Origin of the sequence: Bacillus sp. AR8-1 (assembly GCF_008042345.1) — a bacterium.
In the GTDB taxonomy this organism is placed as follows: domain Bacteria; phylum Bacillota; class Bacilli; order Bacillales; family Bacillaceae_G; genus Bacillus_A; species Bacillus_A cereus.
In genome coordinates this window covers 1-18281 of the sequence record NZ_QNUB01000047.1, presented here as the reverse complement: position 1 = coordinate 18281, position 18281 = coordinate 1, and the positions used below count along the sequence as shown (strand labels likewise).

The following is an 18281-nucleotide window of genomic DNA, read 5'->3' as shown; positions in this document are numbered from 1 at the left end:
AGAGTAGGACGTCGCCAAGCTATTTATATTATCGCGGGGTGGAGCAGTACGGTAGCTCGTCGGGCTCATAACCCGAAGGTCGCAGGTTCAAATCCTGTCCCCGCAACCAAATGGTCCCGTGGTGTAGTGGTTAACATGCCTGCCTGTCACGCAGGAGATCGCCGGTTCGACCCCGGTCGGGACCGCCATTTTATATAAAGAAAAGAACGAAACAAATTGTTTCGTATTTTTTTATTTGTTTTAACAAAAAACTAATAAAGACAGTCAAACTATCCTTAGGACAACTCCTAAGGACTTTTTTATATATTCAAAACCTGTATAATAAAGAGCAGAGAACATTGTGAGTAAAGTAGGTGAAGTCTGTGAGCAAATATGAAGTAACAACAAAATCTTCTGCGGAAACACAAAGGTTATCAGAAAAACTAGGTGAACTCGTAGAAGCACAAGATGTAATTATTTTAGAAGGAGATCTTGGAGCTGGGAAGACGACTTTTACAAAGGGGCTAGCAAAAGGTCTTGGAGTGAAAAGAGTTGTAAATAGTCCTACCTTTAATATTATTAAAGAATATAAAGGAAGATTACCACTATATCATATGGATGTGTATCGCTTAGCAGAAAGCGAAGAGGACTTAGGCTTTGATGAGTATTTCTACGGTGAAGGAATTACGGTAGTGGAATGGGCTCATTTAATAGAAGCATATTTACCGAATGAAAAGTTACAAATTAGTTTATTCCATGCGGGAGATGACACAAGAAAAATTATACTCGAGCCAATTGGAGATCGCTATATTAGATTATGTGAGGAGCTATTACAAGATGAAAGTACTAGCAATTGATACTTCAAATTACGTAATGGGTGTATCCCTTATTGAGGAAGGAAACGTGATTGGGGAAATCATTACAAATTTGACGAAAAACCATTCTGTACGTCTTATGCCAGCTGTAGAGCAACTGTTAAAAGAATGTGGTGTAAAACCGAAGGAATTAACTAAAATCATAGTAGCTGCTGGACCTGGATCATATACAGGTGTTCGCATAGGCGTGACAGCGGCAAAAACATTAGCTTGGTCACTTCAAATACCAATTGTAGGTGTATCAAGTTTAGAGGTAGTAGCTGCAAACGGTGCTAACTTTAATGGGTTAATTTGTCCTTTATTTGATGGAAGACGTGGGCAAATTTATACTGGATTATATACATATGAAGGAGAGCAGTTAACTTCAATAGAAGAAGACCGAATTATTCTTATTGTGGACTGGTTGCAAATGTTAAAAGATAAAGGACAGCCTGTTTTATTTATTGGTAATGATGTTAAATTGCATAAAGAAATAATTATAGAACATTTAGGTGATCAAGCTGTATTCGCTCCGTTTACTAAAAATAATCCAAGACCAAGTGAGCTAGCATTCTTAGGGTTACAAAAAGAAGAACAAGATGTGCATACGTTTGTTCCGAGCTATCTTCGTTTAGCTGAAGCTGAAACAAAGTGGTTAGAAAGTCAAAACAAGTAGGGGCCTTGCAGAAGATGGATATGATATTTAGAAAGATGGAACTTGATGATATTGCTCAAATTGTAGCTATTGAAGAAGTGTCTTTTTCAACTCCTTGGACTGCAGATGCCTTTCACCGTGAATTAACGATGAATGAACATGCACATTATATTGTGTTAGAAAAAGATGGTCGTGTAATCGGATATTGTGGATTGTGGATAATTATTGATGAATCACATATAACAAATATAGCTATTTTGCCAGAATACCGAGGTCGAAAATTAGGAGATGCCTTATTGAAAGCAGTTATTTCAGAAGCGAAAGAACTAGGGGTAAAAACAATGACGCTTGAAGTACGTGTATCAAATGAAGTAGCAAAGCAGTTGTACAAAAAATATGGATTTCAAAATGGTGGAATTCGTAAACGATACTATGCAGACAATCAGGAAGATGGTCTTGTAATGTGGGTGAATATATAATGGAAAAAAATACGATTATACTTGGGATTGAAACAAGCTGTGATGAAACAGCGGTAGCGGTTGTTAAAAATGGAACGGAAATTATTGCGAATGTCGTTGCATCACAAATCGAAAGTCATAAACGTTTTGGCGGGGTTGTACCAGAGATTGCATCCCGTCATCATGTAGAAGAAATTACAGTTGTGTTAGAAGAAGCTTTAAAAGAAGCAAATATCACATTTGATGATATTGATGCAATTGCTGTAACAGAAGGGCCTGGTTTAGTAGGAGCACTTTTAATTGGGGTAAATGCAGCGAAGGCAGTAGCTTTTGCACATGATATTCCGCTAGTCGGTGTTCATCATATTGCTGGCCATATTTATGCGAACCGTTTAGTAAAAGAAGTTCAATTCCCGCTATTATCACTTGTTGTATCTGGTGGGCATACAGAACTTGTTTATATGAAAGAACATGGTTCATTTGAAGTAATTGGTGAAACGCGAGATGATGCAGCTGGAGAAGCATATGATAAAGTAGCTCGTACGTTATCTATGCCATATCCAGGTGGTCCTCATATTGATCGTCTTGCACATGAAGGAGAACCAACAATTGATTTGCCTCGTGCATGGCTAGAACCGGATTCATATGATTTTAGCTTTAGTGGATTGAAATCAGCAGTTATCAACACTGTGCATAACGCGAAACAACGTGGTATAGAAATTAAACCAGAAGATTTAGCGGCAAGTTTCCAAGAAAGTGTAATAGATGTACTTGTAACGAAAGCAGCTCGTGCAGCAGAGGCTTATAATGTAAAGCAATTACTTCTTGCTGGTGGAGTAGCTGCTAATAAAGGACTTCGTGCGCGATTAGAAGAAGAATTTGCACAAAAAGAAAACATTGAACTAATTATTCCACCGCTATCTTTATGCACAGATAATGCAGCAATGATTGCAGCGGCAGGGACAATTGCGTATGAACAAGGCAAGCGTGCAACATTAGCCTTAAATGCGAATCCAGGATTAGATATTGAAGCATAGTTATGCACATAATTAACCACAGCTTGTGGATAAAACCCATATTATCTGTTGATAATATGGGTTTTGTTGTGTATATAAAGTGTTGATATCTTTTTTGTTAGTTGTGGATAATGTGGAAAAGTTGTTTTGATAGCTATTTTATAAAGGTGGATATGTGTATAAGTTTGTGGATAAACTAGATGAAGTCTGACCTTTGAATATATTGTTTTTCGGGAAATAAAAAGTAAGAAGATATCCCTGAAAAACATTTTGAAATATCCTTCTATCATAGAGGGTGCTGATATTGTCAATCCTTGTCGGTAAATCGATATTTCGTGTCGAATCGTTTATATATATAGGGTTACGATAGATGTATTTGAAAATTGGTTGATATATTCCGAGTTACCATTAATATATTCAAAAAATTATTTATGTACTTAAAGAAAAAAGATGTCACATAGTCAAAAATCATGACTGATGAGACATCTTCCTTATTTAAATACTCTTATACATGCAGCTCTTCCCACTCTGCCATACAAGTTTCAAGTTGTTCTTGTAGCGTTTGTTTTTTAGTTGTAATTTCACTCGCTTTTTCATAATCTGCATATATTTCTGGTAAGCAAAGTTGATCTTCTAACGTAGCAATTTCTTCTTCTAAGTTTACGATGTTTTGTTCTAGTTCTTCAATTTTTCGAGTGCGTTGACGTTCTAATTGTTTACGCTCTTTTTCTTCGAGATAATTTAATTTTTCTTGAGCTACAGTTTTTTGAACAGGTGCCTGATTTTCTTGCTGTTCAAGTTGTTCAAATGCTGCGCGTTCAATCATTTCATTTTTCTTCTCCACATAGTAATCGTAATCCCCTAAATATTCCTGTGCACCTTCTGTTGATAACTCAACCACAGTCGTTGTTACACGGTTAATAAAGTAGCGGTCATGTGAGACAAATAGAAGAGTCCCTGGATAATCAATTAAAGCATTCTCTAAAATCTCTTTACTATTTAAATCAAGGTGGTTCGTAGGCTCATCCAGAATTAATAAATTTGACTTTTGCATCATAAGTTTCGCAAGAGCTAATCGAGCTTTTTGTCCACCACTAAGGGAAGATACTGGTTTCAGTACATCATCTCCTGTAAATAAAAAGTTCCCGAGTATAGTACGGATTTCTTTTTCAGGTTGCAGTGGATATTCATCCCATAGTTCATTTAAAACCCGTTTAGAAGATGTTAAGTTTGCTTGTTCTTGATCATAATAACCAACAGATACATTTGATCCGAAAGAAACATCGCCATTTAATAGTGGTAACTTATTCACAATAGATTTTAATAAGGTGGATTTCCCAATTCCGTTTGGACCAACTAAAGCAACACTATCTCCGCGAGTTAAGCGCATAGTTACGTTTTCAATTATAGGATCCTCATCATAGCCAATGGTTGCATCCTTTACTTGTAAAACATCATTTCCACTTTGCTTTTCAATATCGAAGTGGAATGATGCTGACTTAGAATCCCCTAATGGTCTCGTTAATAATTCCATTCTGTCTAGTTGTTTACGGCGACTTTGAGCACGTTTCGTTGTAGAGGCGCGAGCTATATTCTTTTGAACGAAGTCCTCAAGTTTTGTGATTTCATCTTGTTGTTTTTCGTAACGTTTCATTTCTTGCTCATATAATGCTGATTTTAAGTCTAAATATTTACTGTAGTTACCAACAAATCGTCTGCTTTCTTTATTCGAAATTTCATATACTTGTGTAACAAGTTTGTCTAAGAAATAACGGTCATGTGAAACGATTAATATTGCGCCAGGATAACCTTGTAAATATTGCTCAAGCCATGTTAATGTTTCGATGTCTAAATGGTTTGTAGGCTCGTCCAAAATAAGTAAGTCTGGTTTTGTTAATAATAATTTTCCGAGAGCTAATCTTGTTTTTTGCCCACCGCTTAAAGTAGAAATCGTCGTCTGGTGCGTTTCAACTGGGAAGCCAAGGCCGCTTAAAATGGAGCGAATATCCGCTTCATATTGATATCCACCTTGATCTTTATAATTGAGTTGCAATTGGTCATAATCAGCTAACAATCTTTCATATATAGCTTCGTTTGAAAAGTTTTCTTCTTTTCCCATTTCTTGCTCAAGCCTTCGAAGTTTTGTCTCCATTTGCTGTAAGTGGGTAAAGACGGTTAGCATTTCATCCCAAATTGTTAAAGATGTTTCTAGGCCGGTATTTTGAGCTAAATACCCGATTGAGACATCTTTCGGTTTTATAATTTCGCCACCATCATGTGATAACTCACCAGCGATAATTTTTAATAATGTAGATTTTCCAGCTCCATTCCTTCCAACTAATGCGATACGATCTTTTGTTTGTACTTCCAATTTTATGTTTGCAAGAATTGTTTCTGCACCGTATAATTTCGAAAGTCCATTTACTTGTAATAAAATCAATGTTTTCACCTCAAATAATTTCTTAACTTTGCCATGTTTATATTTCTCAATCATACTAAAAATAGTGTATAGTTTAAAATAAGAGAGAATACTTCTTCTCTTTATTATACAAGGAATTTAATGAGTGCTAAACTTCTGTATTTGATTAAAGTATATGAATAAAGATAGGAAGAGAGGAGAGGTCATATGGATCAGCAAAAGATTCCACAAGCCACTGCTAAAAGATTGCCTCTATACTATCGATTTATCCAAAACTTATCTCTTTCTGGTAAGCAGCGTGTTTCATCGGCCGAATTGAGTGAAGCGGTAAAAGTAGATTCCGCAACAATACGAAGAGATTTTTCGTATTTTGGAGCGTTAGGGAAAAAGGGATATGGATATAACGTAAATTATTTATTATCATTTTTCCGCGAAACACTTGATCAAGATGATATAACGCGTGTAGCACTTATTGGAGTAGGTAATTTAGGGACCGCTTTCTTACATTATAATTTCACGAAAAACAATAATACAAAAATTGAAATGGCATTTGATGTTAGTGAAGAGAAAGTTGGAACAGAAATCGGGGGCATTCCTGTATACCATTTAGATGAATTAGAAGAGAGATTATCAAATGATATACAAGTGGCAATATTAACAGTACCGGCTACAGTAGCACAAGCTGTAGCAGATAGATTAGCTGAAACGAGCGTGCATGGTATTTTGAATTTCACACCAGCACGATTAAACGTATCAGAGAATATTAGAATTCATCATATTGATTTAGCTGTAGAGTTACAAACATTAGTTTACTTTTTGAAAAACTATCCACAATAAAACGCAGAGGAAGCGACCTCTGCGTTTTATTATTGTTTCTTCTTTGTGAATTTAACTAATATAAGGCGAAGTGCCAAATTAAAATCAATTGTTGCCATAACTGCAAATAGTATTGTCCACACATTCCAGATTGTATCTGTTACGTTCGTAATGGCGAAGCGTGTAAAGATACATCCAAGAAGGAAGTATAGTGCAGCCATGAACAATGGTGAGTTTCTCATACAAAAAATCCTCCGATAAAGCCTTGCATTTTTTCAGCTTCTTTAATCATTTCTTGAATTTGCTCATTGCTCATAAAAATTTGCCCAATAGCGACTAATGTATTCATCGCAACATGAGCTGCAATCGGAACGATAATACGCTTCGTCTTCACATATAAGAAGGCGAATACGAGCCCCATAGCAGTGTATACCAATAAGTGAGTAAAATCAAAATGGATTGCTGCAAATACAAGCGAACTAATGATAGCTGCAATAAAGAAGTTAAACTTCTTATAAAGTGTACCAAATAAAATTTTTCTAAATACGATTTCTTCCAAGATAGGTCCGATTATAGAGACGACAATAAGGAACCAAGGTGTCGTTCTTGCAATTTCCATCAGTTTCATTGTATTTTCTGAACCTTGTTTAATTCCTAGCAGCTGCATCTCGATCATACCGGCAACTATTTGTGAAAAGAAAGCCAAGAAGAAGCCGATTAAAATCCATCCAATAGTAGCTGGAACAGAAGAGCGCATTGCATCTAAATGCCTGTCACGAATGTCTGTTCTAAGTAACCAAAGTACGATACATAATGCAACAAAGAAGCTAATAATTGCCCAGTGTCCTGTTATGATTTGTCCTTTTTCCTCCATGGTAAATCCTCTATTATCATAGAGTCCTGTTTTTAGGAGAAGTGGTAATCCAACAATTCCAGATAACTGCATTAAAATGTATGTAACGATAATCCACCAGTATTGTTTCTTCAAATAGTTTAACCATCCTTTCTAACTCTAGTGTATGAGATGAGGTAGGATAACATGTAAATATGTTATCTACGATATAAACTTTCATTCGAATTATGATTTTTTTGTAAATCCGTATTTGAAATTAAAGTAGGAGACAGGAAAAAGTTGTACGTTTAGCGAAAACAACTTAGGGTGTCTTTCATATTGTAACATACGAGTAGGGGAAACAACGATTCATATAGTAAAGGCAGTATTCTATATAGAAAGTTTATATAGTAATTTGCGAAAAAATTATGATTTTTTTACTTGCAAAAGAAATTGAGATTATTTATTATTATAAGTGTGTTAGCACTCGGATGACTTGAGTGCTAATAAATAAAATTTACATACAAAATGAGGAGGTTATTGTTCATGCTAAAGCCATTAGGTGATCGCGTTGTAATTGAGCTTGTTCAAGCAGAAGAAAAAACAGCAAGTGGTATTGTATTACCAGATACTGCAAAAGAAAAACCACAAGAGGGTAAAGTTGTTGCAGTAGGTACTGGTCGAGTGCTTGAAAATGGTGAGCGTGTTGCTTTAGAGGTAGCAGCAGGTGATCTTATCATCTTCTCAAAATATGCAGGTACTGAAGTGAAATATGAAGGTACAGACTACTTGATTTTACGTGAAAGTGACATTTTAGCAGTTATCGGTTAATTATATAAATCTTAAAAAATCCAAGGGGGTCAATTATTATGGCAAAAGATATTAAATTTAGTGAAGAAGCACGTCGTTCGATGCTTCGCGGTGTCGACACTCTTGCAAACGCAGTAAAAGTAACACTTGGACCAAAAGGTCGTAACGTTGTACTTGAGAAAAAATTTGGTTCACCACTTATTACAAATGATGGTGTAACAATCGCAAAAGAAATCGAATTAGAAGATGCATTCGAAAACATGGGTGCGAAATTAGTAGCAGAAGTTGCTAGCAAAACAAATGATGTAGCTGGTGACGGAACAACAACTGCAACTGTATTAGCGCAAGCTATGATTCGTGAAGGTCTTAAAAACGTAACAGCCGGTGCTAACCCAATGGGTCTTCGTAAAGGTATCGAAAAAGCTGTTACTGCTGCAATTGAAGAATTAAAAACGATTTCTAAACCAATCGAAGGCAAATCTTCTATCGCACAAGTAGCTGCTATTTCTGCAGCTGACGAAGAAGTAGGTCAATTAATCGCTGAAGCAATGGAGCGCGTTGGTAACGACGGCGTTATTACTTTAGAAGAGTCTAAAGGATTTACAACAGAATTAGACGTAGTAGAAGGTATGCAATTTGATCGTGGATATGCATCTCCTTACATGATTACTGATTCTGATAAAATGGAAGCAGTTCTTGATAACCCATACATCTTAATTACTGACAAAAAGATTTCTAACATTCAAGAAATCTTACCAGTATTAGAGCAAGTGGTACAACAAGGTAAACCACTTCTTATCATTGCTGAAGATGTAGAAGGCGAAGCTTTAGCTACATTAGTAGTGAACAAACTTCGTGGTACATTCAATGTAGTAGCTGTTAAAGCTCCTGGATTTGGTGACCGTCGTAAAGCAATGCTAGAAGATATCGCAATCTTAACTGGTGGCGAAGTAATCACTGAAGAATTAGGTCGTGACTTAAAATCTGCTACAGTTGAATCTTTAGGACGCGCTGGTAAAGTTGTTGTTACAAAAGAAAACACAACTGTAGTTGAAGGTATTGGAAATACAGAGCAAATCGCAGCTCGCATCGGTCAAATTCGTGCGCAATTAGAAGAAACAACTTCTGAATTCGATCGTGAAAAATTACAAGAGCGTCTTGCGAAACTTGCAGGTGGCGTAGCAGTAATTAAAGTCGGTGCAGCAACTGAAACTGAGTTAAAAGAGCGCAAACTTCGCATTGAAGATGCACTTAACTCAACTCGTGCAGCAGTAGAAGAAGGTATCGTTGCAGGTGGTGGTACTTCACTTATGAACGTATACACGAAAGTAGCTTCTATCGTAGCTGAAGGCGACGAAGCAACAGGTATCAACATCGTACTTCGTGCACTAGAAGAGCCAGTTCGTCAAATCGCAATCAACGCTGGTCTAGAAGGATCTGTAGTTGTAGAGCGTCTAAAAGGCGAAAAAGTAGGCGTTGGTTTCAACGCAGCTACTGGCGAATGGGTTAACATGCTTGAGTCTGGTATCGTAGATCCAGCTAAAGTAACTCGTTCTGCACTTCAAAACGCAGCATCTGTTGCAGCTATGTTCTTAACAACTGAAGCTGTAGTAGCTGACAAGCCAGAACCAAATGCACCAGCAATGCCTGACATGGGCGGCATGGGCATGGGCGGTATGGGCGGAATGATGTAATAAGCATCACTCTGTAAAGCTGTGCAATTTATAAATAGTTAATTAGAAGAAGGCTACTTCCTTGATGAGAGGAGGTAGCCTTTTTTATGTTTTTTAAAATTGCATAAAAGGAATTTCTTGAAGACCGTAAGTTCGGGAATATAACGAGGGTAAATATCAAAATTATGAGGTTCTATTAGGTAGTTTTATCAATTACTGTCACGATAATGACATTTTGAATGTTGAAGAAATTAAAACTCTTTATGTGAAAAGCTATGTACGTTATTCCAAGATAAAGGTAATACAGCTAAAACAATAAATACGAAGTTACAGTGTATTTGGGCATTTACGTGGAATAAATCATCCTGAAAAAGTGAGAGGGATACTTGATTTTGCAAAGAGAAAGTTAATAAGAGAAGATATATTTTGATAGGATTCGCGTGTTTATTTAGACAGCGGCGTTTCAACTTCTTAAAAAGGGGGGGATAATTTTTTGGTAGTAAATTCCGAATACTTAGTACGGTGAAGTAGCTTCACGTGATATAATTTTTGTGTAAAATATTGTATGGAGAAGGGGTAGCATGACGCAAATAAAGGTTACGCCAGAACGGCTATAACAGTCAGCAAAGCTTGTTCTTGAAACTAAAAATAGGTTAGAACAAATACATAAAGATTTATATAACCAAACGGAATACATAGCTTCAATGTGGAATGGTGCAACGAGTCAAAGATTTTATCAGATGTTTAATGAAACAAAACCTCAAATGTTTAATGTGTTTAGGGAATTTGATAAGATTGCAGAAGAACTAATGCATGCTGCTGAAAAGTTTCGTAATGCTGATGAACTTTATGATGGTAATTTAGTTGATGGAAGTTTATCTAATGAAAAGATAGAAGCAGGAGCAATGGGCGACAAACCCCCTGAAAAATCTATGCTGAGAAAAATTTGGGATGGTATATACGTTGGCTCTGGGCAAGTTATTGGGGAGATTGTAGAAGGATTTGATTCATTAGATGATACAGTAGCAAAGGAAAATGTTAAGTATGCTATAGGTCACCCTATAGAGACAGTTTCTACTGCTTGGAATACTGTTTCGGATTCATTTATGAATGATTTTTGGCATGGTGATGCGGAAAGTCGTACAAAATGGGGCACAAGTATTTTTATGGGACTTGGATTGGGATGGGTTGGGGATAAAGGAATAAGCAGAGTAGGGAAAGTGACTACATTAGGGATAAAAGCAGAACAGAGTATTTCTCATTTTTCAAATAAATTAAAAATGAGAGACCCCTTTGCATATGTTGGTGATTTTAGAGATGTTCCAAAAACTTCTTTTAATTCTTTAGAAGAAGCACGAAATACATTTATGTTTGCTGACCCTAGTAATTTAAATACACCTAGATTCCAAGAATACCTTAGCCAAGTAGAAGAAATTACAAATAGAAAAATCCCTGAAAAACAGAGGGAATTACTACAAGAACACATAGAAAATAATAGTTATGAACGATTAAGCAAAGAAGAAGTTGCAAAAAGAAGAAGCGAATTTGGTAGATTAAAAGATGATTTAAGAGAAGAGTGGGAACTGGAGACTAATCAAAAATGGCCTACTTATGAAGAAGAAATCCTTTCTAGAAGAGGAATACCGCTAAGGCATGTAGATGACCCGTATGATGCACATCATTTTATTGAAAATGCACACGGTGGAGAACATGAGTGGTGGAATATACACCCAGCTAAATTTCCTACTGAACATCAAGGTGGGATTCATGGCAAGGAAGGTATTTCAAAAGAGATTTTTAAGAAAAAGTAAATAACGGAGGTATTAACGCTATGTTTAACTTTTTGAAAAAATATGTTGTAGCAGACAGAAGTGTACGTTCTAAACAAAAACCTATTTTTTATCCTATATATCAAGAAGAGATAGATGAAGCAGAAAACTTATTACAAATGGAACTCCCAAAAGAACTGCAACGTTTTTATCAAGAAATAGGCTGTGGTTTTTTAAAGTCTGATAAAAGAATGTTTTTCAACAGGTTTATGGACCCGATTTCAGTTGCGGATTTTCGCTTAAGACAGGATATTTACGAATATAATCCAAACCTAGATGATGTAGATGATGATGAATCATTAGTATTTTTTGAAGCAACAGAACTTAACTTTTTAACAATTAAATTTAAAGAAGAAAATGAATTAGGACAGTGTCCCATCTACTCTGAGAACATAAAAATAGCGGATTCTTTAGAAGAATTTTTAATTAAAATGGACGAAAACCCTGATTATTATATTTAATCTTATTAATAATTGCTTTAAGGATTAGGACTTGAAGAATAGCTAATCGTGAATAACAAAAAGCTTATGTATAACTTGCATAGGCTTTTATAGTGTCTATTAACTCTTTTGTTTGTGTGTATTCATGCCAGCGTAAGAGCTAGAACAGGTTGATGAAATTTTTATACGGATAGGTAAAAAATAGGAAGAAACTGATGATACGACTTTAGCTGTAGTAGCTGACAAACTAGAATCAATTACACCGGTAATGCCTGGCATGGGTGGGATGATGTAATTCTTTTCTAAAAAACATCCATTTCTATATAGAAATGGATGTTTTTTAGAAAAGGAAATGAATTTCTGTAGAATTTTGTCGCTTTCTCTCTTGACCATATAGATACTTCATTGTTAGAATCTAGGAAGATAATATAAAACGATCCTTCATATATCCTCAATGATATGGTTTGAGAGTCTCTACCGGGTTACCGTAAACAACCTGACTATGAAGGCAGTGTGTCTTATATTTATAAAGAGCGGAGACTATCTTTCTTTATAAAGTCAGACCCCTGCCTTTTCTTTGTTATGAGACTAGAGGCGGAGGACTGGCTTTTTTTATTATATTAGTAATGCTTTTCGCCAAATTGGTGAAAATATTTATATACGAGAACTAACGTTGGGGTGATTATTTTGAAGAAGCAACACGATACAATTATCGTTTTAGATTTTGGAAGTCAATACAATCAGTTAATAGCACGTCGAATTCGTGAGTTCGGTGTATACAGTGAACTTCATCCACATACAATTACTGCAGAAGAAATTAAAGCAATGAATCCAAAAGGGATTATTTTCTCTGGTGGACCAAATAGCGTATACGGTGAAGGTGCATTACATTGTGATGAAAAAATCTTCGAACTAGGTTTACCGATCTTCGGTATCTGTTACGGTATGCAGCTTATGACACAACACTTCGGTGGTAAAGTAGAGCGTGCCAACCACCGTGAGTACGGAAAAGCTGTTCTTAAAGTAGAGAACGAATCAAAATTATATGCGAACCTTCCAGAAGAGCAAGTTGTATGGATGAGCCATGGCGACTTAGTAACTGGTTTACCTGAAGGATTCGTAGTAGACGCAACAAGTGAGTCTTGCCCAATTGCTGGTATGAGCAATGAAGCGAAAAACTTATACGGTGTACAATTCCACCCAGAAGTACGTCACTCTGAGCACGGTAACGATTTAATTAAAAACTTCGTATTCGGCGTATGTGGTTGTTCTGAAGGATGGAACATGGAGAACTTTATCGAAGTAGAATTAGAAAAGATTCGTGAAACTGTTGGAGACAAAAAAGTACTATGTGCACTTAGTGGCGGCGTAGACTCTTCTGTTGTAGCAGTATTAATTCATAAAGCAATCGGCGATCAGTTAACATGTATTTTCGTTGACCACGGTTTACTTCGTAAAGGTGAAGCAGAAGGCGTTATGAAAACATTTAGCGAAGGCTTCCATATGAACGTTATTAAAGTGGATGCACAAGAACGCTTCATGAATAAGTTAAAAGGTGTAGAAGATCCAGAACAAAAACGTAAAATCATCGGTAACGAATTCATTTACGTATTTGATGATGAAGCATCTAAATTACAAGGTATGGACTTCTTAGCACAAGGTACACTTTACACAGATATCGTTGAAAGTGGTACAGCAACTGCACAAACAATTAAATCTCACCATAACGTGGGTGGACTTCCAGAAGACATGCAGTTCAAATTAATTGAGCCTTTAAATACGTTATTTAAAGATGAAGTACGTGTATTAGGATCTGAACTAGGAATTCCTGATGAAATCGTATGGCGTCAACCATTCCCAGGTCCTGGTCTTGGTATTCGTGTATTAGGTGAAATCACAGAAGAAAAATTAGAAATCGTTCGTGAATCTGATGCGATTTTACGTGAAGAAATTATTAAAGCGGGATTAGACCGTGAAATTTGGCAATACTTCACTGCACTTCCTGGTATGCGTAGCGTAGGTGTTATGGGTGACGAGCGTACTTACGATTACACAGTAGGTATCCGTGCAGTAACATCTATTGACGGTATGACAGCTGACTGGGCACGTATCCCTTGGGACGTACTAGAGAAAATCTCTGTTCGTATCGTAAACGAAGTAAAACACGTTAACCGTATCGTGTATGATGTAACGAGTAAGCCACCAGCAACTATTGAGTGGGAATAGTATTGTAATAAAAAAGATCCATCTATCATTCATGAATAGATGGATCTTTTTGTTTTCGTTGTTAATACGAACGAAAATATAAAAAAATATAAAAACGTTCGCTTTTAAATTGACAAAAATACATTCAAGAGTTAATATGAGTATGTAATTCAAACGAAAAGTGAATATTATGCCGTCGTATAATATCGGGGATATGGCCCGAAAGTTTCTACCTAGCTACCGTAAATGGCTTGACTACGAGGCGTTTGTATAAAGATGAGGGGAAACTTGTCTTTGTTTATAGAACGCTTCCATGTATATATGCAATGGAAGCCTTTTTTATTTCTCGGGATAAAAGAGGGCTAGGAGAAATACGGCGAGTAATCATATAACGGGGGAAACGTAAGATGAAACGCTATTTTCAGTTTGATGAACTCGGTACAAATTATAAAACAGAGTTCATAGCAGGGTTAACGACATTTCTATCTATGGCTTACGTACTATTTGTCAATCCTGCTACGCTGTCGCTTGGAAATGTTAAAGGGTTACCAGCAGGTACAGGGATGGATCCAGGTGCAGTATTCGTTGCTACGGCATTAGCGGCAGCAATCGGTTCGTTAATTATGGGTATTTTCGCGAAGTATCCAATTGCTTTAGCGCCAGGTATGGGAATTAACGCGTTCTTTGCTTATACAGCAGTGTTAACGATGGGTATTCCGTGGCAAACGGCCATTGCCGGAACATTAATGTCAGGTATTATCTTTATTATTCTTACTGCTTCAGGTATTCGTGAAAAAATCATTAATGCAATTCCATCGGAGTTAAAGTTTGCAGTAGCAGCAGGTATCGGATTGTTCATTGCATTCCTTGGATTCCAAAATGCTGGAATTATCGTGAAAAACGATGCTGTTCTTGTTGGGTTGGGGGACTTAACAAAGGGCACAACGTTACTAGCAATCTTCGGGGTTGTTACGACAATCATCTTCATGATTAAGAAAGTTAATGGTGCTGTATTTTACGGTATGATTCTTACAGCGATCTTAGGAGTGGCAACAGGATTAATTGATACTCCGAAAGCTGTAGTGGGAGCAATACCGAGTCTAGAACCAACGTTCGGTGCTGCGTTAACGCACTTCGGAGATATTTTTACAGTTCAAATGGGGATTGTTATTATAACGTTCTTCTTTATCGATTTCTTTGATACAGCAGGTACGCTTGTAGCGGTTGCGAATCAAGCTGGATTAATGAAGAACAATAAATTACCACGTGCAGGAAAAGCATTATTTGCAGATGCGATTGCGACTGTAATTGGTGCGATCTTGGGTACATCAACAACAACGTCTTACATTGAATCGTCTGCAGGGGTAGCAGCGGGAGGACGTTCTGGATTTACAGCAGTTGTAACAGCAGGATTCTTCTTACTGGCACTATTCTTCTCGCCATTACTAAGTGTTGTAACGCCAGCTGTAACGGCACCAGCTTTAATTATTGTAGGAATCTTGATGGTTTCTTCTTTAGGGGAAATTGATTGGAAGAAATTCGAGATTGCAGTGCCAGCATTCTTTACAATTATCTCTATGCCACTTACGTATAGTATCGCAACTGGGATTGCGATTGGATTTATCTTCTATCCAATTACAATGGTTGTGAGTGGTCGTCGTAAAGAGGTTCATCCGATTATGTATGTTATGGGAGTTTTATTCGTACTATATTTCATCTACGTTCGTAAATAAAAGGGGTTTTTTCAAAGGTCTAGACTTAAGGGGAGTCTAGACCTTTTTTGCGTCTTCAGAAAAACTTAAGGATTTCCGAGCGTTTTTCTTCAGAAGTTTTCCTATAATAGAAGTTAGGGATTAAAAAAGTAATGGGGGAGATATTGTGGCACACGAAACAATACTTGTCGTAGATGATGAAAAAGAAATTCGGAATTTAATTACAATCTATTTAAAGAATGAAGGATATAAAGTATTACAAGCAGGGGACGGAGAAGAAGGGCTACGTTTACTGGAAGAAAATGAAGTGCATCTAGTCGTATTAGATATTATGATGCCGAAAGTAGATGGTATTCATATGTGTATGAAAGTAAGAGAATCGAAAGAGATGCCTATCATTATGCTTTCTGCGAAAACGCAAGATATGGATAAGATTTTAGGATTAACAACAGGAGCAGATGATTACGTAACGAAGCCCTTTAATCCATTAGAGTTAATTGCACGAATTAAATCTCAGTTACGCCGTTATATGAAAATGAATGGTTTTGCTATTCAAAATGAGGACGAGCTAGAAATTGGAGAGATGAAAATAAATATCTCGACCCATAAAGTTATTGTAGAGGGAGAAGAAGTGAAACTAACCCCAAGGGAATTTTCAATTTTAGAATTGCTAGCTAGAAATCCAGGTATGGTGTTTAGTGCGGAGCAAATTTATGAAAAGGTGTGGAACGAACGATCTTTCCAGTCTGATAATACTGTAATGGTGCATATTCGAAAAGTACGTGAAAAGATTGAGGAGAATCCAAGGAAGCCTAGATATATAAAAACAGTATGGGGAGTGGGGTATAAGATTGAAAAAGATATTTAATCCGTTTACTTATGTTAGGAAAATTCGAGAATTAATTGGAAAGATAATAAAGAGCGTGAAACGGAGTATAAGGATTCAACTTATTACGGCGTTTACTGCTTGTGCGTTATTAGGTCTCTTTGTATCAACGAAGATAGTAGCACCTATTTTTGAAGATGCTAGCCAGCATGCCGAGATTAATTACAGAGATGGTATGGAGCAAATTAATCGTAAAGCTCAAAGTACAGCGGAAATGATGGTTGCTGAAAATAAATTAGATGCTGTACAAAATATGATAGAACTAGAAAATGAGAATTTAGAGCAAGGGAATGATGCCTTTAAAATATTAGTTACTGACGAAAATGGTAAAGTTTTGTATAAAACGAAGCAAGCGCAAGAAGAACAAATTAATTTGCATAATACAATTCGTAATGCGACTTCATTTGCTATCAATTATTCAAATAATAATGATATTGAAAGATCAAGAAAAGAGTTTATTACATTCTCGCCTATTACAATTGAAGGTAAGAACTTATATATGTTTGTAAGCGGGATTCCTCAAGGGGAGGTAGTGTATTATAAAGTAGAAGGACCATTCCCATTTTTAATTGGTGTCCTTGTATTCATTTTCTCTTTCTTCTATATAACAAAGAGAAAGATGAAGCAGATTGAAGCAATGGCAGAAGGTGTAAAGGAAATAGAAAAAGGAAACTTAGCGTACCGTATTGAGAAGAAAGGTGAAGATGAGATTGCGTCTTTAACTGAGAATATTAATAATATGGCGGAAGAGCTTATGAATAATATAGAAAAAGAGCGTAAATTAGAAAAGCAGAAAAATGAGCTTATTACGAATGTATCTCATGATTTACGTACACCGCTGACTTCTATTATGGGTTACTTGCGATTACTTAGAGATTCTAAATATGAAAATCAAGAACAACATGATGAGTATACGAGAATTGCTTTTGCAAAGTCGGAGCAGCTAAAGAATTTAATAGAAGATTTATTTGAGTATACGAAGTTAACAAATGAACAAGTTGTATTAGAAAAACAAGAAGTTTGTATGAATGAGTTACTCGAGCAATTAATAGAAGAATTAGTACCGCAGGCGGAAGAGCATGGACTTACGTTTGTTAAGAAGTTTCCTGAGGAACGTGCTTATGCATCGATTGATTCGGAAAAGATGGTTCGTGTGTTTGATAATTTACTAATGAATGCGATTAAGTATAGTAAAGATGATGGGGAGATAAAAGTTTCTCTTCAAAGGCAGCGCAGGGATATACAAATTGTAATTGCGAATTATAGTGAAGAGTTTACGAGAGAAGAGTTAGCGAATTTGTTTGAACGTTTCTATAAGAAGGATCAATCTCGAAGTAGAGTAACAGAAGGTTCTGGACTCGGGCTTGCGATTGCGAAAAGTATTGTTGAGTTACAAGGTGGTAGTATTCGAGCTGAATATGAGGAGGGTATTATTCGATTTATCGTCTCTTTACCTATTATAGAAAAATAATAAACGATAGCGTGCTACATGATAAAAAGGCTTATTTTAAAAAGAAATAAGTCTTTTTATATTTTTTTAGAAAAATATATTGACGATTAGAGTCTAGAGGTGTAGTATTATACGAGTCGCTGATGACAACAACGTCGAAAGCGGCAATCGAAATGAAAAACTTAGTTGACATTACAAAATAGAAATGTTAACATAAGGAAGTCGCAAATGAGCGACCGAGTAGTTC

General features: G+C 36.3%; 16 protein-coding genes, 2 tRNA genes and 2 riboswitches. Of the genes, 15 read left to right on the top strand and 3 right to left on the bottom strand.

Going from position 1 to position 18281, the window contains the following annotated elements; genetic code table 11:
• The first annotated feature begins 32 nt into the window (after positions 1-32).
• The 6 genes from DN400_RS25415 (at position 33) to tsaD (ending at position 2983) form a co-directional block, all read left to right on the top strand.
• Positions 33-109: transfer RNA gene (locus DN400_RS25415), tRNA-Met, on the top strand.
• A gap of 3 nt (positions 110-112) precedes the next feature.
• Positions 113-188: transfer RNA gene (locus DN400_RS25410), tRNA-Asp, on the top strand.
• Positions 189-362: 174 nt separating this feature from the next.
• Positions 363-836, top strand: coding sequence for a tRNA (adenosine(37)-N6)-threonylcarbamoyltransferase complex ATPase subunit type 1 TsaE (tsaE, locus tag DN400_RS25405; RefSeq protein WP_000049640.1), 474 nt, complete (start codon positions 363-365; stop codon positions 834-836).
• Positions 817-1509 (top strand): tRNA (adenosine(37)-N6)-threonylcarbamoyltransferase complex dimerization subunit type 1 TsaB, encoded by a 693-nt coding sequence (gene tsaB, locus DN400_RS25400; protein WP_065229653.1) that lies wholly within the window; start codon positions 817-819, stop codon positions 1507-1509. The genes tsaE and tsaB overlap by 20 nt, the downstream gene beginning before the upstream one ends.
• Before the next feature lie 14 nt (positions 1510-1523).
• A complete protein-coding gene (gene rimI, locus DN400_RS25395) occupies positions 1524-1967 on the top strand; it encodes a ribosomal protein S18-alanine N-acetyltransferase (protein WP_065229654.1) in 444 nt (147 codons plus the stop codon).
• On the top strand, positions 1967-2983 hold the full coding sequence (gene tsaD, locus DN400_RS25390) for a tRNA (adenosine(37)-N6)-threonylcarbamoyltransferase complex transferase subunit TsaD (RefSeq protein ID WP_065229655.1): 1017 nt from the start codon (positions 1967-1969) through the stop codon (positions 2981-2983). The genes rimI and tsaD overlap by 1 nt, the downstream gene beginning before the upstream one ends.
• A gap of 484 nt (positions 2984-3467) precedes the next feature.
• Here the strand turns inward: tsaD and DN400_RS25385 are convergent, their stop codons facing one another.
• Positions 3468-5402 (bottom strand): ABC-F family ATP-binding cassette domain-containing protein, encoded by a 1935-nt coding sequence (locus DN400_RS25385; protein ID WP_216115390.1) that lies wholly within the window; start codon positions 5400-5402, stop codon positions 3468-3470.
• A gap of 186 nt (positions 5403-5588) precedes the next feature.
• On the opposite strand from DN400_RS25385, the gene DN400_RS25380 reads away from it, so the two are divergent.
• Positions 5589-6218, top strand: a complete 630-nt coding sequence (locus DN400_RS25380) for a redox-sensing transcriptional repressor Rex (protein ID WP_000372699.1) — start codon at positions 5589-5591, stop codon at positions 6216-6218.
• Between the two features lie 29 nt (positions 6219-6247).
• Here the strand turns inward: DN400_RS25380 and DN400_RS25375 are convergent, their stop codons facing one another.
• Together DN400_RS25375 and DN400_RS25370 are read right to left on the bottom strand one after the other, a co-directional pair.
• Positions 6248-6439 carry a YdiK family protein gene (locus DN400_RS25375; protein WP_001246204.1) on the bottom strand — a complete coding sequence of 64 codons (192 nt, stop codon included), beginning with the start codon at positions 6437-6439 and terminating at the stop codon, positions 6248-6250.
• Positions 6436-7185 (bottom strand): CPBP family intramembrane glutamic endopeptidase, encoded by a 750-nt coding sequence (locus DN400_RS25370; protein ID WP_016513332.1) that lies wholly within the window; start codon positions 7183-7185, stop codon positions 6436-6438. Before DN400_RS25370 ends, DN400_RS25375 begins: the two co-directional genes overlap by 4 nt.
• Before the next feature lie 390 nt (positions 7186-7575).
• On the opposite strand from DN400_RS25370, the gene groES reads away from it, so the two are divergent.
• The 8 genes from groES (at position 7576) to DN400_RS25325 (ending at position 18055) form a co-directional block, all read left to right on the top strand.
• Positions 7576-7860, top strand: a complete 285-nt coding sequence (gene groES, locus DN400_RS25365) for a co-chaperone GroES (RefSeq protein ID WP_000917311.1) — start codon at positions 7576-7578, stop codon at positions 7858-7860.
• Between the two features lie 38 nt (positions 7861-7898).
• Positions 7899-9533 (top strand): chaperonin GroEL, encoded by a 1635-nt coding sequence (gene groL / locus DN400_RS25360; RefSeq protein ID WP_001029992.1) that lies wholly within the window; start codon positions 7899-7901, stop codon positions 9531-9533.
• Between the two features lie 641 nt (positions 9534-10174).
• On the top strand, positions 10175-11323 hold the full coding sequence (locus tag DN400_RS25350; protein WP_147802004.1) for a WXG100 family type VII secretion target: 1149 nt from the start codon (positions 10175-10177) through the stop codon (positions 11321-11323).
• Positions 11324-11343: 20 nt separating this feature from the next.
• Positions 11344-11802: an SMI1/KNR4 family protein gene (locus tag DN400_RS25345; RefSeq protein WP_000481695.1), complete on the top strand. Its 459-nt coding sequence runs from the start codon at positions 11344-11346 to the stop codon at positions 11800-11802.
• A 400-nt stretch (positions 11803-12202) separates the two neighbouring features.
• Positions 12203-12304: riboswitch (purine riboswitch) on the top strand.
• A 164-nt stretch (positions 12305-12468) separates the two neighbouring features.
• Positions 12469-14007 (top strand): glutamine-hydrolyzing GMP synthase, encoded by a 1539-nt coding sequence (gene guaA, locus DN400_RS25340; RefSeq protein WP_000743908.1) that lies wholly within the window; start codon positions 12469-12471, stop codon positions 14005-14007.
• Positions 14008-14162: 155 nt separating this feature from the next.
• A riboswitch (purine riboswitch) is annotated at positions 14163-14264 on the top strand.
• 129 nt (positions 14265-14393) lie between these two features.
• Positions 14394-15719, top strand: a complete 1326-nt coding sequence (locus tag DN400_RS25335) for an NCS2 family permease (protein ID WP_000833094.1) — start codon at positions 14394-14396, stop codon at positions 15717-15719.
• Between the two features lie 145 nt (positions 15720-15864).
• A complete protein-coding gene (locus tag DN400_RS25330) occupies positions 15865-16566 on the top strand; it encodes a response regulator transcription factor (RefSeq protein ID WP_000929891.1) in 702 nt (233 codons plus the stop codon).
• Positions 16550-18055, top strand: coding sequence for a HAMP domain-containing sensor histidine kinase (locus DN400_RS25325; RefSeq protein WP_065229656.1), 1506 nt, complete (start codon positions 16550-16552; stop codon positions 18053-18055). The genes DN400_RS25330 and DN400_RS25325 overlap by 17 nt, the downstream gene beginning before the upstream one ends.
• Positions 18056-18281 lie beyond the last annotated feature (226 nt).